General features: G+C 67.1%; 20 protein-coding genes and 2 pseudogenes. 12 read left to right on the forward strand and 10 right to left on the reverse strand.

Going from position 1 to position 23,356, the window contains the following annotated elements; genetic code table 11:
• Positions 1-43: 43 nt before the first annotated feature.
• Positions 44-946 carry a LysR family transcriptional regulator gene (locus ACCQ03_RS02910; protein ID WP_150145453.1) on the reverse strand — a complete coding sequence of 301 codons (903 nt, stop codon included), beginning with the start codon at positions 944-946 and terminating at the stop codon, positions 44-46.
• Positions 947-1,043: 97 nt separating this feature from the next.
• On the opposite strand from ACCQ03_RS02910, the gene ACCQ03_RS02915 reads away from it, so the two are divergent.
• Positions 1,044-2,234, forward strand: a complete 1,191-nt coding sequence (locus ACCQ03_RS02915; protein WP_150145455.1) for an MFS transporter — start codon at positions 1,044-1,046, stop codon at positions 2,232-2,234.
• Positions 2,235-2,487: 253 nt separating this feature from the next.
• Here ACCQ03_RS02915 and yccS read toward each other — a convergent pair whose 3' ends face one another.
• From yccS to purH, 5 genes and pseudogenes are all read right to left on the reverse strand, one after another.
• The gene (gene yccS, locus ACCQ03_RS02920; protein ID WP_209225262.1) at positions 2,488-4,701 is read right to left on the reverse strand and encodes a YccS family putative transporter; all 2,214 of its coding nucleotides are present in this window, start codon (positions 4,699-4,701) and stop codon (positions 2,488-2,490) included.
• A 66-nt stretch (positions 4,702-4,767) separates the two neighbouring features.
• Positions 4,768-4,963, reverse strand: a pseudogene (locus ACCQ03_RS02925) (hypothetical protein).
• 93 nt (positions 4,964-5,056) lie between these two features.
• Positions 5,057-6,352: a phosphoribosylamine--glycine ligase gene (purD, locus tag ACCQ03_RS02930; protein ID WP_209225264.1), complete on the reverse strand. Its 1,296-nt coding sequence runs from the start codon at positions 6,350-6,352 to the stop codon at positions 5,057-5,059.
• 43 nt (positions 6,353-6,395) lie between these two features.
• Complete coding sequence (locus tag ACCQ03_RS02935; protein ID WP_372359841.1) at positions 6,396-7,049, reverse strand: hypothetical protein; 654 nt, start codon at positions 7,047-7,049, stop codon at positions 6,396-6,398.
• A gap of 44 nt (positions 7,050-7,093) precedes the next feature.
• Positions 7,094-8,677: a bifunctional phosphoribosylaminoimidazolecarboxamide formyltransferase/IMP cyclohydrolase gene (gene purH, locus ACCQ03_RS02940; RefSeq protein ID WP_057678749.1), complete on the reverse strand. Its 1,584-nt coding sequence runs from the start codon at positions 8,675-8,677 to the stop codon at positions 7,094-7,096.
• A gap of 73 nt (positions 8,678-8,750) precedes the next feature.
• On the opposite strand from purH, the gene ACCQ03_RS02945 reads away from it, so the two are divergent.
• The 8 genes from ACCQ03_RS02945 to ACCQ03_RS02980 all read left to right on the forward strand — a co-directional run bounded on the left by ACCQ03_RS02945 (position 8,751) and on the right by ACCQ03_RS02980 (position 16,717).
• The gene (locus ACCQ03_RS02945) at positions 8,751-9,368 is read left to right on the forward strand and encodes a CDP-alcohol phosphatidyltransferase family protein (protein WP_057678748.1); all 618 of its coding nucleotides are present in this window, start codon (positions 8,751-8,753) and stop codon (positions 9,366-9,368) included.
• Between the two features lie 86 nt (positions 9,369-9,454).
• Positions 9,455-11,215, forward strand: coding sequence for a bifunctional alpha/beta hydrolase/class I SAM-dependent methyltransferase (locus tag ACCQ03_RS02950; RefSeq protein WP_209225267.1), 1,761 nt, complete (start codon positions 9,455-9,457; stop codon positions 11,213-11,215).
• Positions 11,212-12,546, forward strand: a complete 1,335-nt coding sequence (locus ACCQ03_RS02955; protein ID WP_057678747.1) for a phosphatase PAP2/dual specificity phosphatase family protein — start codon at positions 11,212-11,214, stop codon at positions 12,544-12,546. The genes ACCQ03_RS02950 and ACCQ03_RS02955 overlap by 4 nt, the downstream gene beginning before the upstream one ends.
• Positions 12,543-12,989, forward strand: a complete 447-nt coding sequence (locus ACCQ03_RS02960) for a hypothetical protein (RefSeq protein ID WP_209225269.1) — start codon at positions 12,543-12,545, stop codon at positions 12,987-12,989. The genes ACCQ03_RS02955 and ACCQ03_RS02960 overlap by 4 nt, the downstream gene beginning before the upstream one ends.
• A complete protein-coding gene (locus ACCQ03_RS02965; protein ID WP_057678745.1) occupies positions 12,986-14,479 on the forward strand; it encodes a TIGR04222 domain-containing membrane protein in 1,494 nt (497 codons plus the stop codon). The genes ACCQ03_RS02960 and ACCQ03_RS02965 overlap by 4 nt, the downstream gene beginning before the upstream one ends.
• Complete coding sequence (locus ACCQ03_RS02970) at positions 14,479-15,117, forward strand: CDP-alcohol phosphatidyltransferase family protein (RefSeq protein ID WP_209225271.1); 639 nt, start codon at positions 14,479-14,481, stop codon at positions 15,115-15,117. Before ACCQ03_RS02965 ends, ACCQ03_RS02970 begins: the two co-directional genes overlap by 1 nt.
• Positions 15,114-15,746: a lysophospholipid acyltransferase family protein gene (locus tag ACCQ03_RS02975; RefSeq protein ID WP_209225273.1), complete on the forward strand. Its 633-nt coding sequence runs from the start codon at positions 15,114-15,116 to the stop codon at positions 15,744-15,746. Before ACCQ03_RS02970 ends, ACCQ03_RS02975 begins: the two co-directional genes overlap by 4 nt.
• The gene (locus tag ACCQ03_RS02980; protein WP_017155935.1) at positions 15,743-16,717 is read left to right on the forward strand and encodes a phosphatidate cytidylyltransferase; all 975 of its coding nucleotides are present in this window, start codon (positions 15,743-15,745) and stop codon (positions 16,715-16,717) included. The genes ACCQ03_RS02975 and ACCQ03_RS02980 overlap by 4 nt, the downstream gene beginning before the upstream one ends.
• A gap of 219 nt (positions 16,718-16,936) precedes the next feature.
• On the opposite strand, the gene fis is transcribed toward ACCQ03_RS02980, so the two are convergent.
• The 3 genes from fis to ACCQ03_RS02995 form a co-directional block, all read right to left on the reverse strand.
• Complete coding sequence (fis, locus tag ACCQ03_RS02985) at positions 16,937-17,209, reverse strand: DNA-binding transcriptional regulator Fis (RefSeq protein ID WP_025981816.1); 273 nt, start codon at positions 17,207-17,209, stop codon at positions 16,937-16,939.
• A gap of 105 nt (positions 17,210-17,314) precedes the next feature.
• Positions 17,315-18,067 carry a DUF3426 domain-containing protein gene (locus ACCQ03_RS02990; protein ID WP_209225275.1) on the reverse strand — a complete coding sequence of 251 codons (753 nt, stop codon included), beginning with the start codon at positions 18,065-18,067 and terminating at the stop codon, positions 17,315-17,317.
• A gap of 1,043 nt (positions 18,068-19,110) precedes the next feature.
• Positions 19,111-19,488 (reverse strand): helix-turn-helix domain-containing protein, encoded by a 378-nt coding sequence (locus ACCQ03_RS02995; RefSeq protein ID WP_008571865.1) that lies wholly within the window; start codon positions 19,486-19,488, stop codon positions 19,111-19,113.
• A gap of 143 nt (positions 19,489-19,631) precedes the next feature.
• Here ACCQ03_RS02995 and ACCQ03_RS03000 point away from each other — a divergent pair.
• Positions 19,632-20,142: pseudogene (locus ACCQ03_RS03000) on the forward strand (hypothetical protein).
• 31 nt (positions 20,143-20,173) lie between these two features.
• Here ACCQ03_RS03000 and prmA read toward each other — a convergent pair.
• Positions 20,174-21,124, reverse strand: coding sequence for a 50S ribosomal protein L11 methyltransferase (prmA, locus tag ACCQ03_RS03005; RefSeq protein WP_209225277.1), 951 nt, complete (start codon positions 21,122-21,124; stop codon positions 20,174-20,176).
• 869 nt (positions 21,125-21,993) lie between these two features.
• On the opposite strand from prmA, the gene ACCQ03_RS03010 reads away from it, so the two are divergent.
• Together ACCQ03_RS03010 and ACCQ03_RS03015 are read left to right on the forward strand one after the other, a co-directional pair.
• Positions 21,994-22,923 carry a hypothetical protein gene (locus ACCQ03_RS03010; protein WP_057679084.1) on the forward strand — a complete coding sequence of 310 codons (930 nt, stop codon included), beginning with the start codon at positions 21,994-21,996 and terminating at the stop codon, positions 22,921-22,923.
• On the forward strand, positions 22,920-23,285 hold the full coding sequence (locus ACCQ03_RS03015; protein ID WP_057660357.1) for a hypothetical protein: 366 nt from the start codon (positions 22,920-22,922) through the stop codon (positions 23,283-23,285). The genes ACCQ03_RS03010 and ACCQ03_RS03015 overlap by 4 nt, the downstream gene beginning before the upstream one ends.
• Positions 23,286-23,356: the final 71 nt, after the last annotated feature.

Here is a 23,356-nt window from a genome sequence, read left to right on the forward strand (position 1 = left end):
GCCTAGCAGGCTTCCATGGCGTGCTGGTGGATGGCGGCTGCGCTCAGCGGCTTCTACGTGCTGGTGGCCTGCGTTGCGCGAGCTGGGCGCGCAGCAAGGCCACGAAGGCGCGTGCGGCCGGGCTGGGGTCGGGCCGCCACACTGCGTAGGTCAGAAAGCGGTAGCGCTCCTTCAAGGCCACCGTGAACACGCCGCGCATGGCCTCGGCCATGGTCTGCGGGACGATGCCCACGCCGAGGTTGGCAGCGACCAGTTCGCGCACCAGATCGGCATGGGTGACTTCGTACTGCTGGCGTTGCCGCAGGCCCCCCTGCGCAAACGCAGCATCGATGATGCCGCGCACGCCGGCACCGGGAACCAGCCCGGCCATCGGTTCGTCATCCAGCTCGGCCAGCGCCACCCGCTTGCGCGCGGCAAAGCGGTGGCCGGGCGCCACGATCAAGGCTAGCGCCTCTTCATGCAGCAGCAGGCGCTGCGCCGGCACCGCAAGCTGCGGGCCGACACCGACCAGGGCGACATCTAGCCGGCCTTCGCCCAGATCGTGCAGCAAGGCCTCGCTCATGGCGGTGCGCAGATGCACGTCCACCCGCGCATGCGCGCTGCGGAACTGATGCAGCAACGCTGGCAGTTGCACGGTGGTGAGCGAGGAAATCTGCCCCAACGCCAGCCGCCCACGCACGGTGCCCAGGGCCTGCGCCATTTCCTCGTGCAGGCGCTCGGCAGCGCGCAGGGTCTGGCGGGCGTTGTGCAGGAACACCTCGCCGGCGGTAGTGGGCCGCACCTGGCGGGTGCCGCGTTCGAACAGGCGTGCGCCGAAGGTCTCTTCGATCTTGGCGACCTGGTGACTGAGCGCCGATTGCACGGTGTTGCAGCGGCGCGCAGCAGCGGTGAAGCCGCCTTCTTCGGCGACGGCTACGGCAAATTCCAATTGGCGCAAGGTCAGCATGCAATCTCGAAACACGATGGCAACGGTGAAAACAATACATTGGAAAGATGCCTGCCGGCTGCCCACACTGTGCGCATTCCTTGACCAGGCAGCCGCCATGCAGACCGAGCCTACCTCCCACCCGCCCTTGCCCCGCCGCCTGGTGCTGCTGATGGCGGCCGCCACCGGGTTGGCGGTGGCGAGCAATTACTACGCCCAGCCGCTGCTGGAAACGCTGGCGCAGGCGTTCGGCATCCAGGTGCGCAGTGCCGGTGCGGTGGTCACGGCGGCGCAGCTGGCCTACGCGGCGGGGCTGCTGTTGCTGGTGCCACTGGGCGACCGGCTGGAGCGACGCGGCCTGATCGTGGGCCTGTTCGTCCTGAGCGCGCTTGGGCTGTTGGTGAGCGCCAGTTCGCACAGCTTTGCGATGTTGTTGGTGGGTACCATCGTGACCGGCGCCAGCTCGGTGGCGGCGCAGATCCTGGTGCCGTTTGCCGCCACGCTGGCGGCGCCTCACGAGCGTGGCCGGGTGATCGGGACGGTGATGAGCGGGTTGCTGCTGGGGATCCTGCTGGCGCGCACCGCCGCCGGCGTGCTGGCCGGCGTTGGCGGCTGGCACACGGTGTACTGGATCGCCTCGGTTGCGTTGTTGCTCACCGCCGGGCTGTTGTGGCGCGGGCTGCCGCGCCATCCCGGCAATGCGCAACTGGCGTATCCGCAGTTGGTGGGCTCGGTGCTGACGCTGCTGCGCGACGATGCGGTGCTGCGTTCGCGCGCGGTGCTGGGCGGGCTGATCTTTGCCGGCTTCAGCATGTTCTGGACCACGCTGGCGTTTTTGTTGTCCGGGCCGAGCTATGGCTACGGCACTGCGGTGATTGGCTTGTTCGGCCTGATCGGTGCGGCCGGTGCACTGGCGGCCAATCGCTCCGGGCATTGGTCCGATCGCGGCCATGGTGACCGCGTGAGCTGGGGCGGGCTGGCGATGTTGCTGCTGTCGTGGGGCTTGCTGGCGTTTGCGCCGCAGTCGATCGCGTTGCTGATCGTCGGCGTGCTGCTGCTGGATATCGCAGTGCAGGGCGTGCATATCGCCAACCAGAGCGTGATCTACCAGCGCAACCCGGCGGCGCGCAATCGCATCACCTCGGCCTACATCACCTGCTATTTCATCGGGGGTGCGGTGGGGTCGACGTTGGGCACGGCGGCGTATGCGCAGGCCGGGTGGATGGGGGTGGTGATCGGCGGCGCGGTCCTGGCTGCAGCGGCATTGGGTTGGGTGGGGCTGAGCGTGGCGCGCAAGCAATGGAAGTGAGCGCAACCGCTGGCGACAACGCAGCGAACGCACGAAGCCGGCGATTGCGCGGCATCACCATGTTCCACATCGCTTACCGTATCGAGGCTGCATGGGCGGCGCGGCGTCCACCCGTGCCGCTGACGGCCAACCCCCGAGAAACGCCCTGTGGCGCGCCGATACCGCGTTGCATGGCAAGCCTGGGCCGCAGCGCACGCCTTGTCTCGACGCGCCACGACACGCTTCGCACTCGTCTCAAGGGACATGACACGCCTTAGGCCTTGGCAGTCGCCAGACGCGGCGCGCGCTCTGCCGGTGCCGTTGTCACTGCCAGCGCGGCAGCGCGCAACTTGGGCAGCAGGCGCAGCGTCAATGCCAGCTGGTCGCGCACCAGGCGTTGCTTGGGCGGTAACTGCACGGGGTGATGTTCCAGCGCCTCGGCGGTGGCCAGTTCTTCGCTTTCGTCATGCGCCGGCAGCGGTTGCCGTTGGCCAAGGGCGCTGGCGATCTCGCTCAGTGCGCGCTGCAGATACTCGCCGGCGTGCGCGATGGTGGCATCGTGTTCGCCCTCCAGCGCGGCGCGGTGCGCGCCCAGTGCCGACAGATAGCCGAGCAAGGTGTTGGACAGCGCCAGGAAGCGAAAGCCCGCATCCAGATTGCGCCGATAGCGGCCGGGTTCGCGCAGCATGTTGGATAACGCCACCGACAACGCGGCATCGGCGTTGTGCATGTCGCGGCGCGCAATGCGGTAGGGCAGGTCGTCGCGCTTGCCGCTGGCGTACTGCTCCAGCACCTGGGCCAGATATCGCGCGCAGCTGGCCAGCACCGTGGCCATCACCTGGTTCAGCCGGCGGCCCTGCCAGTCCGGCAGGATCAGGAACGAGGCGGCCGCGGCAATCGCGCAACCAATCAGGGTGTCGATCAGGCGCGGCCAGATCAGCACGAAGCCATCGCCCAGCAGGTTGAAGCAGAACAGCGCCATCACCGTGATGCCGGCGGTGGCCAGCATGTAGCGATCGGTGCGGGTGATGAAGAACACCAGCGCGCCGGCCAGCGCCAGCAACAGTTGCACTTCGGTGCCGGGGAACAGCTGCATCAGCGCCCAGGTGGCGACCAGGCCGATCAAGGTGCCGGCAATGCGCTGCACCAGCCGCAAGCGCGTGGCGCCGTAGTTGGGCCGGCAGACGAATGCGGTGGTGAGCAGGATCCAGTAGCCGTTGTCGGCATGGATGGATTGCATGATGGCGTAGCCCACCAGCAGCGCGATGGCCATGCGCAGGCCGTGGCGGAACAGCACCGAGCCGGGTGTGAGTTGCTGCACCAGCCGCGCACCCATTTCGCGCAAGGTATGCGGCGAGGAGTCGCGCAGCCGGGTGTCGAGGTTGTCGCTGGTGGAATCGGATTGCGCCGCTTCCGACAACCTGCGTTCGATGCTCTGCAGGTTGGTCACCAGCAGTTCCAGCGCGCCGAGCAGGCGGGCCAGTGCGGGGTCGGCGCGCGCGTGCAGATAGTCCAGCGATTGGCGCAGGTCTTCGGTGGCCAGGCGGCTGCTGTCGCCGTAATCGAACGGATGGCGCAGGCGAATCGCCTCGCCCAACGCCGCGCACGCTTTGCCTTGCAGGGCGAGCAGGCGCTGGCAGCGATACAGCACGTCGCTGTGGAAGAACGCGTCGGTCAGCGCCTCGTAGGGATAGTGCGAGGAGCTGGCGCGCTCATGGAAGTCCTGGGCCATGTAATACAGGCGGAAATACAGGCCCGATTGCACGCCCGGCCGCCCCGAGCGGCCGAAGCGGCTCATGATGGCGGTCTTGGCCGCATTGAGCGCGCCAACCACCTTGGCGTTCTGCTCGGCCAGCGCCAGCCGGCGTGCATGCAGGTCGCTCTGGCGCACCGGTTCGAACAGATCGGCCTTGAGCTTGAGGTAGCGGCCCAACTCGAAAAACAGCCGCGACAGCCGCTCGCGCACTGGGCGATTGGCGAACAAGATGGTCCACAGGATCGACAGCACGCCGTACCAGGTGGCACCGATCAGCAGCAGCGCCGCGCCGTGCCAGGCGATCAGCGGATCGTGGCTGCCATGCTGGTCCATGCCGATCATGGCGTAGATCGACAAGGCCACCGTGGCCTGCGCGATCGAGGCATAGCGCTCGCCCAGCGCACCGAGCAGGGTCAGCGAGAACGTGGCCAACGCCATGCCCAGCACGAACGGTAATGGGTACGGAAACAGCACCACCACGGCGGCGGCTGCGGCGGCGAAACACAGCAGCGAGAGCAGCACCGATTTGATGCGGCCCAGCCAGTTGTCGTCGGTCTCGGCAATGGCGCTGGCAATGGCGCCCAGAAACAGCGCCGGCACCGCAGTGAGCTGTTGCCAGTGCCAGCACACGCCCATCGCCACCGCCAACGCGATGAACACACGCAGGCCATAGCTGGCCTTTTCATGAGCCCACAAACGGCTTAAGCGGGTTTCGAAGGAGGGAGTGGCCACGGTCTCTACAAGGCGGGGAGCCCGGGCATTATTGCCGCAGCTACGCGCCGGCGGTGTGGACGACGGCTAGTTCTTTGTCAGTAGCCGGCAGCTGTGCGGACTGGAGCGGAGTGCACGATTGCGCCGCAACCCCCGCTGCAGGCGCTGCGCGCAGCCATGCGAACTGCGCGTCCGCCCAGCTGCACGGCCGTCGTTCGCGCTTGGCGACCTTGCAACCTGTGGCTGCGCGCTTGAACAGCGCCTTGTCGGTGAGTACCAGCAAGCTGTTGCGCTGTTCGGCCGATACCAAGGGGTGTTCGAGCTTGCCCCCTCCGCCCTTCAGGCAGCTTCCCCCGCCGGCGGGAAAGGACGCGGTTCAGCCCTGCGCCTGCCGCTCGCGGGCGATGGCCCGCCAGCCGATGTCGCTGCGCTGGAAGGCGTTGGGCCAGTGGATCGGCTCGAGGCCGGCATAGGCGTTGCGCTGGGCGTCCCGCACGCTGTCGCCCAGCGCCGCAACGCACAGCACGCGGCCACCGGCGCTGATCACCTCGCCGGCGGCATTCAGCGCAGTGCCGGCGTGGAAAACCTTGGCGCTGGCCGGCACCGCGTCCAGCCCGGTGATGACCTCCCCGGTGACCGGGGTGTCCGGGTAAGGCTTGGCAGCGATGACCACGCCCAGCGACGGGCGCGGGTCCCACTGCGCGTGCGCGCCATCGAGCTTGCCGTCGATGGCCGCGTCGAGCAGATCGACCAGATCCGACCGCAGGCGCAGCATCACCGGCTGGGTTTCCGGGTCGCCGAAGCGCACGTTGAATTCGATCACCTTCGGCGCGCCGTGCGCATCGATCATCAGCCCGGCATACAGAAAGCCGGTGAACGGCACGCCGTCGGCGATCATGCCCTGCACGGTCGGCTCGACCACCTCGCGCATCACCCGCGCATGCACCTCGGGCGTGACCACCGGCGCCGGCGAGTAGGCGCCCATGCCGCCGGTATTGGGGCCGGTGTCGCCGTCGCCGACGCGTTTGTGGTCCTGGCTGGTCGCCATCGGCAGGGCATGTTTGCCATCGACCATCGAGATGAAGCTGGCTTCTTCGCCATCGAGGAATTCCTCGATGACCACGCGTGCGCCGGCATCGCCGAACGCATTGCCCGAGAGCATGTCGCGCACCGCCTCTTCGGCCTCGGCCAAGGTCATCGCCACAATCACGCCCTTGCCGGCAGCCAGGCCATCGGCCTTGACCACGATCGGCGCGCCTTTCTCGCGCACATACGCCAGCGCGGCGTCCACGTCGGTGTGCACGGCGTAATACGCGGTGGGGATGCCATGGCGGGCCAGGAAATCCTTGGCGAAGGCCTTGCTGCCTTCCAGCTGCGCGGCCTTGGCGGTGGGCCCGAAGATGCGCAGGCCGGCGGCATGGAAGCGGTCGACCACGCCCAGCACCAGCGGCACTTCCGGGCCGACCACGGTGAGCGCGACGGCTTCGCGCTGCGCCAGGGCGAGCAGCCCGTCTAGGTCGTCGACCTTGAACGCGACATTGCGGCATTTGGCTTCGGTGGCGGTGCCGGCGTTGCCCGGTGCCACCAGCACCTCGCTCACGTGCGCGGACTGCGCGATCTTCCAGGCCAGGGCGTGTTCACGGCCGCCGGAGCCGATGACGAGGATTTTCATGCCTCAATTCCTAACAGTTTCAATGCTGGTTTTGCTAAGCCCTTCAAGCTTGAAGAGATGGCAATCGCATTCGCAAGGATTGACAGCCCCTTCTCAAGTTCATCAATTTTTGGGAAATTTTTTCGATTGTTTTTACTGCGGCAAGATCAAATGTGGTTGCTTTGAATTTACTAAAAACTCCAGGGTTTCCGACAAATTCATAGTCCTCTATGGCTGCGACCAATTCGCGCAATTGCCTTACCAGTTGGATTTTCTGTTCGCGAGGAATGTCGGACTCTACAAGTAGCCGGATTGCCTCTCTCAAGTTGTCTACAGCTTCAGTGAGAATTTCGGTCGAAATCGGTGAGTCACTTAGCTTGCCCTCAATAAGCGTTGCCTGGAGCTCTAGGTAGCTCAACGTGTGATCGTCAAAGGCTTTTCGGAATCCCTCCCAGTGTGTGCCAGGATTCGTCAGCGCAGCTAAAATCTGTGTTCGCCAATGATTAGTCGAGCGCGCGCTTACTTTTGAGGAAATCGACTCAATTTCTTGCTTTGCGCTATCAGTAAGCTGGTAGATGAGGCCTATCTGGCGCAGTACGTCATTGTTGTCAGCGCTAGGAAATATCTGCTTCCAGCCTGTGTAGAAGTCTACTCCCGATCGATGGCCCGTTATCTTGACGAGGATTTCATAGAGTGCTGAAGTTGAAGAGGCTGGCATTGAACGAATCCTTTTCCTTTCTTAATAGCTCTGAGCGAAACCAATCAATGCCGGAAATGGCGCACGCCGGTAAACACCATCGCGATGCCGTGTTCGTCGGCGGCGGCGATCACCTCGCCATCGCGCATCGAACCGCCGGGCTGGATCACCGCCTTGATGCCGGCCGCAGCCGCAGCATCGATGCCGTCGCGGAACGGGAAGAACGCATCCGATGCCATCACCGAGCCGGCCACGGTGAGCTTGGCTTCCTCGGCCTTGAGTGCGGCGATCTTGGCGCTGACCACGCGGCTCATCTGCCCGGCGCCCACGCCAATGGTGCGGCTGTCCTTGGCATACACGATCGCGTTGGATTTGACGTACTTGGCCACGCGCCAGGCAAACAGCAGATCGCCCAGTTCTGCCTCGTTGGGCGCACGCTGGGTGACCACGCTCAACTCGCCCAGCGACATGCCGCGGTTGTCGGCCGACTGCATCAACAGGCCCGAGCCGATCCGCTTGGTGTCGTAGTTGTTGAGGCCATTGCCGTGCGGAATCTTGAGCACGCGCACGTTGGCCTTCTTGGTGGCGTAGTCCAGCGCACCGGCTTCGTAGTCGGGTGCGATCAGCACTTCGACGAACTGGCGGTCCAGAATGGCCTTTGCCGTCGCTGCGTCCAGGGTCTTGTTGAACGCCAGGATGCCGCCGAACGCGCTGGTGGGGTCGGTGGCGTAGGCCAACTCGTAGGCATCGCCGCAGCCCGCGCCTACTGCCACGCCGCACGGGTTGGCGTGCTTGACGATCACGCAGGCCGGCGCATCGAACTGGCGCACGCATTCCCACGCCGCATCGGCATCGGCCAGGTTGTTGTAGCTGAGTTCCTTGCCCTGCAACTGCTGGAAGGTGGCCAGCGTGCCCGGCACCGGGTACAGGTCGCGGTAGAACGCGCCGGACTGGTGCGGGTTTTCGCCGTAGCGCAGGTCCATCACCTTGACGAAGTTGGAATTGATCTGCGCCGGGAACGGGCTGCGCGTGGGCACTGCCTCGGCGCTGTCGGCCACGGCCGAGAGATAGTTGCTGATCGCCGCGTCGTACTGCGCCACGCGGTTGAACGCGGCCACCGACAGCGCAAAGCGCTTGGCCGCTGACAGCCGCCCGTCGTTTGCCTCCAACTCGGCCAGCAGGTCGGCGTACTGCGCCGGATCGGTGGCCACGGCCACGCGCGCGAAATTCTTGGCCGCGCTGCGCAACATCGCCGGGCCGCCGATGTCGATGTTTTCCACCGCATCGGCCAGGGTGCAATCGGCCTTGACCGTGACCGACTCGAATGGATACAGGTTCAGCACCAGCAGGTCGATCGGCACGATGCCGTGCTCGGCCATCACCGCTTCGTCGACACCGGCGCGTCCGAGCAGGCCGCCGTGCACCAGCGGGTGCAGGGTCTTGACGCGGCCATCCATCATTTCCGGGAAACCGGTCAGCTCGGCAACGTCTTTCACCGGCAGGCCGGCTTCGCGGATCGCCTTGGCGGTGCCGCCGGTGGACAGCAGCTCGACGTTGCGCGCCACCAGCGCGCGGGCCAGATCGATCAGGCCGGTCTTGTCGGAAACGGAGAGCAGGGCCCGGCGCACGGGCAGGAAATCAGAGGCCATCGGTGGGGGATGTCGTTGCGGAGCAGCCGATATTGTAGGCTGCGCCAGCGCTCGAATGGACTCAACACCCCGTATGGCTTCGATCTATGCACTGAAAGGACGCTTCCAGGCGCTGCTGCGGCCGATGGTGGGCGCGCTGTATCGCGGTGGCATCACCGCCAATCAGGTCACGCTGATCGCTGCGGCGGTGTCGCTGATGGTGGCGGCAGTGGTGTTGCGCGGCGGCCCCAGCTGGCCGGTGCTGTATCTGTTGCTGCCGGTGTGGATGCTGGTGCGCATGGCGCTCAATGCGGTGGACGGCATGCTGGCGCGCGAGTTCGGCCAGCAGTCGCGGCTGGGCGCCTACCTCAACGAGCTCTGCGATGTGGTGGCCGATGCGGCGTTGTACTTGAGCCTGCTTGGCGTGCCCGGTGTGAGCGCAGCCTGGCTGTGGATCTTCGCGCTGCTGGCCGCGCTGACCGAATACGCCGGCGTGCTCGGCCTGATGGTCGGCGCCAGCCGCCGCTACGACGGTCCGATGGGCAAGAGCGACCGCGCCTTCGTGATCGGCGTGCTGGGCGTTGGCCTGGCCTGTGGCTTGCTCGGTGCGCGCGGCGTCACCTGGGTCGCCATCGCCTTGAGTCTGGCCTGCACGGCCACGGTGTGGCGGCGGGTGCGCGCCGGGCTGGCGCAGGCGCCCGCAGGCACCTAGCGATCCAGTCCTGCAGCAATGCCGCTGGCCGCGCTGCTCTGTGGTGATCCCTGCGATTCAACCTTTCGATCTTTCAGGATGCTTCGATGCGCACAGTGCTAGAGCGCGAGTTCGTCAGTTTCGATGGTGTGCCACTGTTCTACCGGCATTGGCCGTTGCACGATGCCGCTGCGACCGGCACGCCGAAGGCGGTGGTGCTGCTGCATCGCGGCCATGAGCACTCTGGCCGTGTGATGCATCTGGCCGAAGAACTCGACATGCCCGACGCGCAGTTCTTCGCCTGGGACGCACGCGGCAACGGCCGCTCGCCCGGGGTGCGTGGCGATGCGCCGGGCTTCGAAGCGCTGGTGCGCGATCTGGACAGCTTCATCGCGCATCTTCGCGCCACCCACGGCATCGCGGTGCAGGACATCGTGGTGATTGCGCAAAGCGTGGGCGCGGTGGTGGCCGCCACCTGGGTGCACGATTACGCCCCGCCGCTGCGCGCGCTGGTGCTGGCATCGCCGGCGTTCAAGGTGAAGTTGTATGTACCGTTTGCACGCGCCGGGCTGGCGTTGCTGCATGCGTTGCGCGGTAACTTTTTCGTCAACAGCTACGTCAAGCCGCAATGGCTCACCCACGATACGCAGCGCGTGGAAAGCTATCGCACCGATCCGTTGATCACCCGTCCGATTTCGGTGCGCGTCTTGCTCGGCCTGTACGCGGCCGCCGATCGCGTGGTGGACGATGCGCAGGCCATTACCGTGCCGACCCAGTTGCTGGTCTCCGGTTCGGATTTTGTGGTGCATCGCGGCCCGCAGGACCGCTTCTACGAAAACCTGCGCGCGCCGATCAAGCAGCGTCACTGGTTGCCGGGGTTCTTCCACGACACCCTGGGCGAACGCGATCGCGCGATGGCCGTCGCGCATATCCGCCAGTTCGTCCAAGCGCGTTTTGCGCAACCGCCGGTACGTGCCGCGCTGCGCGATGCGCACCGTGCCGGGCCCAGTTTCGAAGAGGCCGAACGGCTGGCCTGGCCACCGCAGCGCAATAGCCTGCAGGACCTGCGCTGGCGTGGCGTGCGTGCCGGCCTGCGCCTGGGCGGCAAGCTCTCCGAGGGCATCGCGCTTGGGTTGCAGACCGGTTTCGATTCCGGCAGCACGCTGGATTACATCTATCGCAATCAGGCACGTGGTCGCGGGCCGCTGGGCCGCATGATCGACCGCACGTATCTCAACGCGATCGGTTGGCGCGGCATCCGCATCCGCGGCAGCCATCTGGGCGAATTGCTGCGCGATGCAGCGGCGCGCTTGCGTGGCGCCGGCAAGCCGGTACGCGTGCTGGACATCGCCGCCGGGCATGGCCGCTATGTGCTGCAGGCGCTGGGCAGCGGCGTACAGCGTGCCGATGCGATCGTGCTGCGCGACTTCAGCCCGCTCAACGTGACCCAGGGCACTGCGTTGATCCAGACGCTGGGCGCTGGCGACATCGCGCGTTTCGAGCAGGGCGATGCGTTCGACCCGGCAGCGCTGGCAGCAGTGCAACCGGCGCCGACGCTGGCGGTGGTATCGGGCCTGTACGAGCTGTTTGCCGACAACGACCAGGTCGCGCGCTCGCTGGCTGGCCTGGCCGCGGCGGTGCAGCCGGGCGGTTATCTGCTCTACACCGGTCAGCCCTGGCATCCGCAGCTGGAATTCATTGCGCGCGCACTGACCAGTCACCGCGATGGCGTGGCCTGGGTGATGCGCCGGCGCAGCCAGCAGGAGATGGATGGCCTGGTGGAAGCGGCGGGCTTTCGCAAGGTGGCGCAACGCATCGATGCATTCGGCATCTTCACCGTGTCGATGGCGCAGCGAATCGACGCATGAGCCAAGTTGCGCGCCCATTCGGCCGTGCCGCGCTGTGGCTGGCGTTGCTGGGGCCGTTCTTCTTCCTCAGCTACGGCCTGGCCAACACGCTGGCCGGGCGGGCGGCGCAGGTGCCATCGGTGGTGTTCGGCTGGGAACACGGCGTGCCGTTCTGGCCGTGGACCATCGTGCCGTACTGGTCGATCGATGTGTTCTACGCGGTCTCGTTTTTTGTCTGTCGCACGCGTCGCGAGCTGGACACGCATGCACGACGCCTGCTCAGTGCCCAGCTGATCTGCGTGGCGTGTTTCTTGTTGTGGCCGTTGCGCTACAGCTTCGTACGGCCTCAGACCGAGGGCGTGTTCGGTTGGCTGTTCGCGGTGCTGCTGGGCTTCGACAAACCCTTCAATCAGGCGCCATCGCTGCACATCGTGCTGTTGGTGGTGCTGTGGGTGCGCTATGCGCAGCATCTTTGCGGGGTGTGGCGCTGGCTGCTGCATGGCTGGTTCGCACTGATCGGGGTGTCGGTGCTGACCACCTACCAGCATCACTTTCTCGATATTCCCACCGGGCTCGCGGTGGGCTGGCTCTGCGTGTGGCTATGGCCGGAGCGGATCGCCGCACCGTTTGCGCAGGCACGGTGTGCACGCGACCTGCGTCGCTGGCGCCTGGCCGTGATGTATCTGGCCGGCGCGTTGGTCAGCGCTGCGCTGGCGCTGTGGAGCGGCGGTGCAGCCCTGTGGTTGCTGTGGATCACCCTGGCCTTGCTGCTGGTTGCGTTGAATTACGCTCTGCTTGGCCCGGGCGGATTCCAGAAGCGCAGCGATGGGCGCCTGAGTCTTGCCGCGCGCTGGTTGTATGCACCATACCTGTTGGCGGCCTGGTGCAACTCGCGACTGTGGACGCGGCGTGCGCCGTCGCCGCGCGCGGTCTGCGATGGCGTGTGGCTGGGGCGGATTCCGTTGCCCGGCCAGCGCGACAAACGTGCCGCGGTGGTGGACGTGTGTGCAGAGCTCTCGTTGTACGCCGCGCAGGCGCAGGATCGTGTGGTGCCGATGCTCGATCTGGTCGCACCGTCGCCGGCGCAGTTGCGCGAGGCCGCGCAGGCGATCGCGCAGGCGCAGGCGATCGGGCCGGTGCTGGTGTGTTGTGCATTGGGCTATTCGCGCAGTGCTGCCAGTGTGGCCACCTGGCTGGTGCGCAGCGGTCGCGCCCAGGACGCGGCTGCGGCCATCGCACAGCTACGCACCGTGCAGCCGTCGATCGTGCTCGGGCATGCGCATCGCGCGGCTATCGTGGTGGCATGCGATGTTCATGACGGCGACAACATCCCCGAACGGAGAGTGCAATGAATCCCTCCCCGCTGACCTTGGCGACCATGCGCGCAGCGCTGCGCCAGGGTGCAGCACTGGACCGCTTTTCACTGCTGCTGCTGGCGGCGGCCATCGGCTTGCTCGGTGTTGCGCAGGCGCCGCCCTTGGTTGAGTTGAGCTATGCCATCAGCGTGCTGGCCGGTGTGGTGCAGCGCTATTGGGCGTTTCGCGTGGGCCTGGATGCCGACCTGCTGGCGGCCTCCATCGCGCATCTCGAACGCTGCGGCGGCACCGAGCAAGACGCCGCGCACCAGCTCGATGCGGCCATGCATGCCATTGGCCTGGTGGCGAAGCGTGCACCCACCCGCGACTGGGCATCGCGCTGGACCGGCATGCGCCGCCTGCTGCGTTGGCAGTTGGCAAGCGTGGTGGTGCAACTGCTGTTGGTGGCTGCGGCGCTCGCCCTCAGGATGTTCAGATGAACAACGCACCCGATTCCGCCCAGCGCGAACCGCGCCACGCCACACCCGCGCAGCGGGCGCTGTGGCAACGGCTGCAGGGCTATCGTTTTGGCCAGGACGAAGCAGCGTTTGCCGCCTTTGTTCGGCGCGTGGCCAAGCAGGCACAGTGCACCACCGCGCAAGCGCAGGCCTTGGTGGAGGAGTACCGACGGTTCTGTTTTCTTGCCTGCACCGACTCCCACGACGTCACCCCCAGCCCGTTGGTCGACCAGGTCTGGCACACGCATCTGACCGACACCCGCGAGTACTGGCAGCAGTTCTGCCCGCACGTGCTGCAGACCACGTTGCATCATCAACCCGGACGCGGCGATGCCGGTGAGGACGCGCGGTTCCAGGCGCAGTACCGCCAGACGCTAGAGCGTTACCGCACGCAGTTTGGCGAGCCGCCGGCGCAATGGTGGCCTGCGGCGCGACCTCAGCAATCGACGTTGCATCCGCCGCACGAGGACGCTGCCGAACAGACCTTGCAGGCCTTGCGTGGAGCGCCGCAATTCGCTGGGCCACAGTGCGGTGTGCCGTATGCCGTCGTCGCGTGGGCAATCATCGCGGTGGCAGTGGGCATGGCCTGTCGCTCGGCCAATGGCGGGGCGCTGTCGCCGCTGCACTGGCGCGGCGTGTATTTCCTGCCGCTGTTCATCGCGCTGATCGGTCTGGCCTGGTCGATGGCGGCATGGTTGCGACGGGTGCTGCGCCGCGGTCGCACCGCGGCAGCAGTGGATGCCAGCGAGCTTGCATATCTGGGCGGCGGTGCCGATCGCGTGGCCGACCTGTGGTTCACCGAGTTACTGGTGCGCAATGCGGTGTATCTGGAGCGCGATGCCACCGAACCGGCGCGTTACTGGGTACGCTGCCACCGGCAGATCGCAGTGCCGCCTGCGCTGCAGCCGGCACTGGAAGCGGTGCGCACCACCGAAGACCCGGTGGGGGCCTTGCGCGCGTTGCGTGCGCTGGCCGCACCGCTGGAGCAGCGCTTGATCGACAAGGGCCTGTGGCTGAGCCAGGCGTGGGCACGCGTGGTGCGTCTGGCATGTACCGTGCCGGTGGCGCTGGTATGGCTGCTTGGCGTGTGCAAGCTGGTCATCGGCGTGCAGGGCAACCATCCGGTGGGCTATCTGCTGTGTCTGATGGTGCTGACCACCTTGCTGGTCCTGGGCTTTGCGCTGGTGCGCGTGCGGCGCACGCTCGGCGGCGAAGCCCGCCTTGCGACATTGCGTCAGACGCGGCGACGCGATGCCGCGCGCACCGGCGGCGATCCAGGCGAGGTGGTGGCGCTGTACGGCACTGCGGCACTGATCGGAACCCCGTGGGCCGACTACCACAGCTTGCGTGCGCCGCACGGTCACGCCGGTGGCAGTGGCAGCAGCTGCGGCGGGGGCGGTGGCGACAGTGGCGGCGATGGCGGTAGCAGCGATGGCGGCGGCTGTGGCGGCTGCGGCGGAGGAGGCGACTGATGCAACACCGACAGCAACAGCGGCGGCTGCACTGGGCGCGCGTGCTGCGCGGGCGTGGCGCCACGCCCAATGGCGTGTCGTGGGTGGGCATCGCATGTGCGGCGCTGGCCGGGCTGATGTTCTACATCGGCTTGAGCGCGCCTGCGCGCGAAGGAGCCATGCCACTGCTGCTGGCGGTGCTCGGGCTGCAGGGCCGGCTGTGGTGCAACCGCATGGATGGTGTGCTGGCACGCCAGGCGCGCATGGTCTCGCGCGCCGGTGAGGTCTACAACGACGCGCCCGATCGGTTGTCCGATGTGCTGGTCTGCGTGGGCCTGGGCTACGGACTGCAGTCTGGCCTGCCGTGGGCTGCGCACCTGGGGTGGGCGGCGGCGCTGTGCTGCGTGGCCACCGCGTATGTGCGCATGCTGGGCCTGGCCTGCGGCACGCCAGAGCCGCGGCAGGGGCCGATGAGCCGCGTGCAACGCATGCAGTGGTTGTCGCTGGCAGGCGCGCTGGCCTTGCTGCTGCAATGGATGGGCCAGCCGCGTCTTGCGGCCTGGTTGCTGATCGGAGCGCTGGCGGTGTTGATCGTCGGTGCCTTGCTGACGGTAGCGGTACGACTGCGCACGATCGTGCGCACCCTGGAGCAGAGATGATTGCCCGTTTGATCGCGCGCGGCTGCAGCTGCGCCATTCGTACCCTGACCGGCGCGCGTGCGTTGTGGCGCGGTTGCGCGCCCTCCAACGAACGCCGCGTGTATTACGGCAACCACGCAAGCCACGGCGATTTCGTGCTGATCTGGTCATCGCTGCCGGCCAGCCTGCGCCGCGAAGTGCGCCCGGTGGCGGCGGCCGACTACTGGCAGCGCACCGCACTGCGGCGCTATCTGATCCATGCGGTCTTCAACGGCGTGTTGATCGAACGCGACCCGGCGCAACGCACGCGCGACCCGATCGCATGCCTGTGCGATGCGGTGGATGCCGGCGATTCGTTGATCCTGTTTCCCGAAGGCACGCGCAACCCGGATGAGGGGGTGCTGCCGTTCAAGAGCGGGCTGTATCACCTGGCACGGCAACGCCCGGAACTGGAGTTCGTGCCGGTGTGGATCGATAACCTCAAGCGCGTGATGCCCAAGGGCAAGTGGTTGCCGTTGCCGCTGCTGTGTACCACCACCTTTGGTGCGCCGTTGCGCCTGGATGCGGACGAAACCAAGGATGCGTTTCTGGCGCGTGCACGTGCGGCGTTGCTGGCGTTGTCGCCGGATCAATTGGAGACCCGCGCATGAGCCTGTATGTGTATAGCGGGCAGTTGCAGCAGTCTTCGATGCATCAGCAGACGGTGTGGCTGTTCAGCGGTATCGCGCTGGTGCTGGCAATCGCCACGCTGATTTCCGAAACCCTGCGCTGGCGCGCACGCGAACGCCCCAGCGCCGTGCTGGATAACCTGGTCGCCCGCATCCGTGCGTGGTGGGTGATGGCCGCGGTGGTCGGCCTTGCGTTCGTGTTTGGTCGCGCCGGCGTGATCGGCTTGTTCGCGCTGGTGTCGTTGTTTGCGCTGCGCGAGTTCATCACCTTGACCCCGACCCGGCGTGGCGACTACTACGCATTACTGGCCGCGTTCTACATCGTGCTGCCGTGGCAATACGGCCTGGTGTGGACCGGCTGGTACGGCATGTACACCTTGCTGATTCCGGTCTACGCGTTTTTGGTGTTACCCATCCTGGCCACCATCGGCGGCGACACCACGCGTTATCTGGAACGCACCGCCAAAGTGCAGTGGGGCCTGATGATCTGCGTGTTCTGCATTTCGCATGTGCCGGCGCTGTTGAACCTGGACATTCCCGGTTATGCCGGGCGCAATCTGCTGCTGATCGCCTTCCTGGTGATCGTGGTGCAGTCCTCGGACGTGCTGCAGTACGTGTGGGGCAAACTGGCCGGGCGCCACTTGATCGCGCCGAAATTGTCGCCGTCCAAAACGGTGGAAGGATTCATCGGCGGCGTGTTGTCGGCCAGCCTGCTCGGCATGGCGCTGTGGTGGATCACCCCGTTCGCGCCGTGGCATGCCTTCGGCCTGGCGTTGGTGGCCAACCTGATGGGATTTTTCGGCGGGTTGGTGATGTCGGCGATCAAGCGCGATCGCGGCATCAAGGATTGGGGCCACATGATCGAAGGTCACGGCGGCGTGCTGGATCGCCTGGATTCGGTCTGCTTCGCCGCGCCGGTGTTTTTCCACCTGATTCGCTATGGCTGGGCGTGATCGCCTGCAACATTGCTCGTCAGAAGATCGCAACATGTGCATCGCGTGCCGTTGGCACCTGCAGCATCGGATCTGCGCAGCGCGTCGGTCGGCCGCCGCGTCTGGCCAACCGGAAGGCTGACCCGCACGAAACCACGCCGTGACCGGGAACCCGTGCCCGCACCGTCTGGCAGAAGCACGCTTTTACGATTCCCGATTCCCGAATCCCGAATCCCGGGCCTACGTCAGCCCGTACTCCTTGAGCTTCTTGCGCAAGGTCGCCCGGTGAATGCCCAGCAGCGCCGCAGCGCGGCTCTGGTTGCCTTCGCAATGGTTGAGCACTTCCACGAACAACGGGATCTCCATCTCGCGCAGCACGATTTCGTAAACATCGTCCGCGTCGCTGCCGTCCAGGTCGCGCAGATAACGGCGAACGGACTGGGCCACGTGTTCGCGCAGGGGCGACTTCGGGGCGCCACGACTGGTGTCAGGACGAGAGGGGGCTGCGTTCAAAGGAGGTTCCCAGTGTCACGAAGCCGGGACGCGTGGCCGGCGAGGGGGAGTGAGTCTAGCGCGTGACCTGATCGCTCGCCACGCCCATGTGGCGGTCGCGCCCGTTCACCGGAAGTCGAAACTGAAGGCGGCAGTGCTCGCGGCCGGCTCGCGCACCCGAAACGCGACCTGCACTGCCTGACCTGGCGCCAGCGTGTCCTGCACAGGCGGCGATGGTCCCAGATACTCCTGCGGCGACAGGATGCGGGTGCCGATCACCCGGCCGTCGGCATCGGACAGCGACAGCTGCAGCCACGGCCAGGCCTGTGCCCAGCGCGCGTCGTTGCGGAAGCTGGCCTGGATCTGCAACACCCCGGCCATACCAGGCAGCGGGCGCACGTCGCGGTTGAGCAGGGTCAGCGCCTCCGGCTCGCGCCAGACCGGCAGGCTGCAGCGCGCCAGCGTGCAGGCCGTGCCGACCAGCGGCCGCCAGCGGGCGTTGGCGGCCAGGTGCGCGCGGTCGGCGATGACGATCTGCACTCCGAGCACGCCGACCAGCCCGACCAGCCCGACCAGCAGCGCCCACTGGCGCCCGCTGGCGCGCAGCCGCGGCCGGGCGATGCCACGCCGCGCAAAGGCGGGCGCGGCCAAGGCGGGAGTGGGCAAGGGCTGCAATTGCGCAGCGGTGGTGCGGGGCGGCGCGACGCCGGCATCGGACGGCGCGTCCTCGCCTGCCGATGCGCTGCCCGTGCCGAGTTCGGTGGTTGCCGGGTCGGGATGGCTGGAGGGCTGGCCCGGCTGCAGCCTGCCTTCGGGTGTGTTCGCCGTCTGCTCGCTGGCGCTGGTGTCGGCTTGTGTCGCGGCCGCCGCTGTCGCCACAGCCGCTGTCGATCCCGCCGGCGCTGCTGGCGTTGCGACTGGAGCCTCGCCTGCCAGCGGGCTCGGCGTACCCGCTGCATCCCGAGACGACAGGTCTGCAGGCGCTGACGCACGGAGCGCGCGTTGCTGCGCGGAATGCAACGGGGCAGGTGCAGTCCGCGCGGTGTGGTCCTGGAGCGCGTCAGCACCGGCCGCGGCCAGCCCGTCGTCGCCCGCTTGGCCATCGCTGGCGGCCGACACCGGGCGAGATGGATCGAGCATCCCATCAGGGACGTGTCCGGTTGCGGGCGCGGTCGCCGAAGCGGACGGCATCGCGCTGCCGGGCGCGGGCAGTTGCGGCTGGCCGGACACCGGCGCCTGGAGACCAGCGTGCCCGGGCGCAGCCGCTGCGCGCTGCGGCGATGGCGCCACCGCTGCAGCAGGCGATGGCACGTGCGGCGCCGGTAGCGCGTCCACCTGCGGCGGTGTTGCCGGCGGCAACGCGGGGCCCGCGGCCGGTGCGGCCTGCTCCCACGGCTCCCCAGGCGGAACCACCGGGGTCGGAACCAGCGGCGGAGCAGCCGGCGTCGCACGCAGGAACGTGGCCAGGGGGCGGCGCGGTGGCGGAGTCTCGGACATCGGCAGGCGTGCAGCGGGAAGACCCCTATTCAACCACGCGCACGTCCACCGGCGAACCTGTGCCGATGGCGATGCGATCGAGCCGCAGCGCGCATGCCTGCAGGTGTTCGTCTCCGGCCCACACGGTCATGGCCCCGTCTGCGCCGATGTCGACGCAAGGCGCGCAGCGCATGCCTTCTCCGATAACGGCCGCCTCCACATCTACGCAAGCCGACCAATACGGCCAGGCGCATCCAGGATCAGGAGACGACAGCTAGCGGAAACACGGCCTTGGAATTTCGGCGCCGATCACGTCAGCTCGCCGATTCCCGATTCCCGATTCCCGATTCCCGATTCCCGATTCCCGATTCCCGATTCCCGATTCCCAATTCCCGATTCCCGATTCCCAATTCCCAATTCCCAATTCCCAATTCCCAATTCCCAATTCACCGCCTGCGCCGCGTCTTGCCTTCGGCCAGCAACAGATCCAACAGGCCGGCGCGCTGGCGCGGCGTCAGGGTGTCGAAACGCGTCAGCAGCACGCGTTGCTGGTCATCCAGGCGGCGGTACTGCGCCGGTTCTTCAGCGATGGCCGACACCGGCGGGCCAAACACGCGGTCGCCGCGGCCGGTGGCCAGGTATTCGAACGCCATGCCGCTGCGCCTGGCCAGGCCGATCAGGTTTTCCACCGACGGTGCGGTGCCTTCGGCCATCTCCCATTGCGCCACCGCGCTGCGGGTGACACCCAGCTCGCCGGCCAGGGCTTCCTGGGTCAGCTTGGTGAGGCTGCGGGCTTCGCGTACTCGTTCGTACAGCTTGCTCACACGGCACCGTTGGAGGGCAGGCAGGGGCCGGAGATATAGCCCTAGCAGCGCCCGGAGATAGTTCGTATGACTTTCATATAGCCATATGTTTGCGATACTGTCTGTCGATCCATGATGGTCCCATCACAGCGAACTCAAGGAGGATGTTCATGGTCGAGCCCGCCGTTCGGAAATCCGATCCCCAGTGGCACCGTTCGCCCCCGTCCGCCGCGCCCGCAGACGCGCCGTGGCCGGCCCATTCGCCGGTGGACCCTGCAGTCAGGCGTTTTCGTGGTGCGGCCCGGTATGCGATCTGGCGGCGTGGCGCCGAGTGGACTGCCGTGGCCGATGGTCCGCACTGGTCAGCAGCGCTGGCACCGCGCGTCTGGGCGCTACGCCAGCGGCACTGGCCGCTGCTGGCGGTGAGCGCGCTGATGTTTGTGGGGGCCGGCGCTGTGGCGCTTGCAGGTGTGCAGGCGTGGTCGCCCGTGGCCTGGACGGCGTTGCTGGCGGCCGAGGTGCTGCTGCGGGTCTGGGTGGCCCGGCAGGCCGGGGCCGTGGCGCACGGCGGCGCTGCACCGCAACGGCTGGCAACCGGTGACCCGGTTGCGGGCGATCAGCGTGGCCGATGCAGTGACCACCGCGCAGATTCGCGCCGGCCGGCCACAGCGCTAGCCGGCGTGGACGATCAGCCGGATCAGCCGGATCAGCCGCGGCGCACGCCGTCGATCCGCATCCAGTCTTCGTCGCGTTCGCAGCGCAACTGTTCGAACCAGGGGGCGTAGCGTTTCAGCAAGTCGTCTTCCTGGCCGTGCAGGATGCCCGACAGCGCGATCCGTCCGCCCGGCGCCACGCGCGCGGCCAGGGTGTCGGCCAGGGCGTCCAGGGCCGAGGCCAGGATGTTGGCCACCACCACCTGGTAGGTCTGCACCGGTTCGTCTTGCGGCATGTAGACCGTCAGCTGCGCGTCCACGCCGTTGCGTTGTGCATTGTCGGCGGTCGCCAGCAGCGCCTGCGGGTCGTTGTCCACGCCGACCGCGCCGCTGGCGCCCAGCTTCAGCGCGGCGACCGCCAGGATGCCCGAGCCGCACCCGAAATCGAGCACGCTGCGGCCCTGCAGCTCGCCGCTGCCGGCCAGGCTGTCCAGCCAGCGCAGGCACAGCGCGGTGGTTTGATGGGTGCCCGAGCCGAACGCTAGGCCCGGGTCCAGCCGCACCACGGCGGCATGCGGGCTGTCCGCGGCTTCGGGCAGCGCGTGATTCCACGGCACGATAAAGGTGCGTTCGCCAAACTGCATCGGCTTGAACAGGTCCATCCAGGCGCGTTCCCAGTCGCTGTCTTCGACCATGCGAAACGCCACCTGGCTCCAGTCCAGGCCAGGATCGAAGGCTTCCAGCGCTGCCAGCACCACCAGCGCGTCGCTGTCGCCATCGAACAGCGCGGTCATTGTCAGCCGGTCCCACAGCGGCATTTCGCCCACACCGGGTTCGAGAATGGCGCGCTCGTTGCTGGTATCGGCATCGGCGTCGAGCATGGTCACGGCCAGTGCGCCCACATCGTCCAATGCGTTCTGGAAACGGGGAAGGGTGACCTCGGAACAGGAAAGCGTCAGTTCAAGAAACGGCATCGTGGCGTTGGGCAATTCGAAAGCACGCATCCTAGACCATTCGTGCCGGCGTGCCTGCCGCACCGCAGGCGACGGCATGACGCAGGCGCCGTCGACCTGGGCGGTGTGTCTTCCCCATGCAGGCGGTGAAATATGGCCTTGCCGATCAAGATGCGTCCGCTGCCAAGCGGACGGCGTGCTGCTGGCGAATGGACAATCGCTTGGTGTGGCGCTGCATGGACGCGTATCTGCGGTTGGATGTGGTGCCCTGCGTGCGGAGGGCGGTAGGCCGATGCCGCCGCACTTGACGCTGAACCGATGATGCTGCCGAGCGATCGAGCACGGGCTTGTCGACGGCCGCGTCGAGCAACCGGGACGAGACGTTGCTTCCTTGCGCAAATGTGCAGTCGCGTGCGCAGGCAGCTGCCTTGTGTGCTGCCGTGTTCCGTCCTGCCGTGCAGCGCGATGCGTGTGGGGCGATGCGTCCACCATGACACGACAGCGCTGCAACTGGGCACCGCCGCATCGGCGAGGCGACGTTGCCAACTGGCAGGCTCGGTCAGAGGCGGCTCTCTTCAAGATGCGCTGCTGTCGGATGCGCAACCTGCGAGATCGATCTCGCATTCGGAATTTGCAACCGATCAACGCAGCAGCAAGCCGGCAAGCAGCCGAGCAACATCAGCACCAACACACACCACAGCACAAGCAAACAGCACAGCGCAGCACACAGCACACAGCACAGCGCAACCGAACGCATGCAGCGCGCCACTCACGTGCAGTCCGCGCAGGCCGTTACGCATGTCGCCCCATTCTCGACACCTCCACTGGCAGCGTCTGCTTGGCGGCGGCTGTGCGCGTGGGTGGGTGCTAGACTCCGCGCCGTCGCTGCGGGTGGTTCCGCAGCAGGGTCGCCGTCATCCATGCCGCTCGCTCGTGCCCGCCATCTCTGGCTGCTGCTTGCTCCCGCTGCGCTTGCGGCGGCCGCGTGGTGGCATGTGCGCGCGCAACCTGCCGAGCGTGATGTCGACCGCATGGTGCCGGTTGCTGCACAGGTGGCGCCGGTTGGCGCTGCCACACCGCAGCCGCACGCAGCGACCGAGCACAGCGCCGCGTTGCAGTTGCCGCATCGCGATGCGGTGGAAGCGCAACCGGATCTGTATCGCTACGCGCAGCAATTGCAGCAGCAGGTGCGTGCCGGCGATGCACAGGCCGGGTGGCGCTTGAGCCGTGTCTACGATTACTGCGCGCCCTATGCGGCCAGCCCGTCCGGCTATGCCGCCGACAGCGCATGGATCGCCGCGCAACACACGCCGGGAGTGGCAGCGATGCATGCCGCACGCGAGCGCCTGGCGCAGCGTTGCGCCGGCTTTGCCCCCGCCGACGGGCTGGGTCCGCGCATGGTTGCGCAGCAACGCCTGGCTGCGGCGCGCGCCGGCAGCCTGGCTGCCGAGGCCGCCCTGCTGGCGTTGGGCGAACCGTTGCAGGCATCGCCCGGCTACAAGCGCGCGCTGGTGCAACGCGTGCTGGCCTCGCGCGATCCCGAGGCCTATCTGGCCCTGGCCCCGGCGATGGGCGCGCGGGCCAGCGGCGATGACAGCCTGCAAGGCTATGTGGCCGGCGATCAGTTCGCCGAGCTGGCCTGGCAAGTGGCTGCATGCCGGCTGGGGCTCGATTGCAGCGCCGGCAGCACCTTGGTCACCAGTTATTGCGCCAACGCGGGCATCTGCTCGCGCGACAGCGCACAGGATTTCGTGTCGTTCGTATTCGATGCCGCGGTGCCGCGGCAGGGAGCAGACAGGGTGGATGAGATGGTCGATACATTGGTCTCCGATCCGGGAGCGCAGTCATGAATTACCGTCGGTTGGCGCATGGCGCCAAGTTCTGGTTATGGGTGGCGTTGTTCGTGGCGTATTCGGCGGCGGCAGTGAGCATCGTGATGATCGATACCGCCGATCACCGGTACCAGCCGCTGTCGGTCAAATCCACCAGCGTCACCGCCGACGAACAGCAGCGACGGCATGGCGCAAGCCAGGTCGCTGCGGTGTACCGCGCCAGCAGTGCCATGCCGTTTTCCACCTTGCCGGCTGGCTCCACGTTCCAGGTGGTGTGGCCGGACGGTTCCACCGAAACCATGACCGTGGTCGACCCGTCATCGGCCAGCGGCATCGTGCCGGTGCCCGGCAGCCAGCAGGCGCCTTCGCCGCGGCGGTGAACGGTGCGGCGCGTTGCAGATCGACATTGCCGCAGCCGCTGCGTCTGCGGTAGCGCAGGCGGCGACGGCGG

Origin of the sequence: Xanthomonas sp. NCPPB 3569, assembly GCF_041475645.2 — a bacterium.
Taxonomy (GTDB): domain Bacteria; phylum Pseudomonadota; class Gammaproteobacteria; order Xanthomonadales; family Xanthomonadaceae; genus Xanthomonas; species Xanthomonas phaseoli.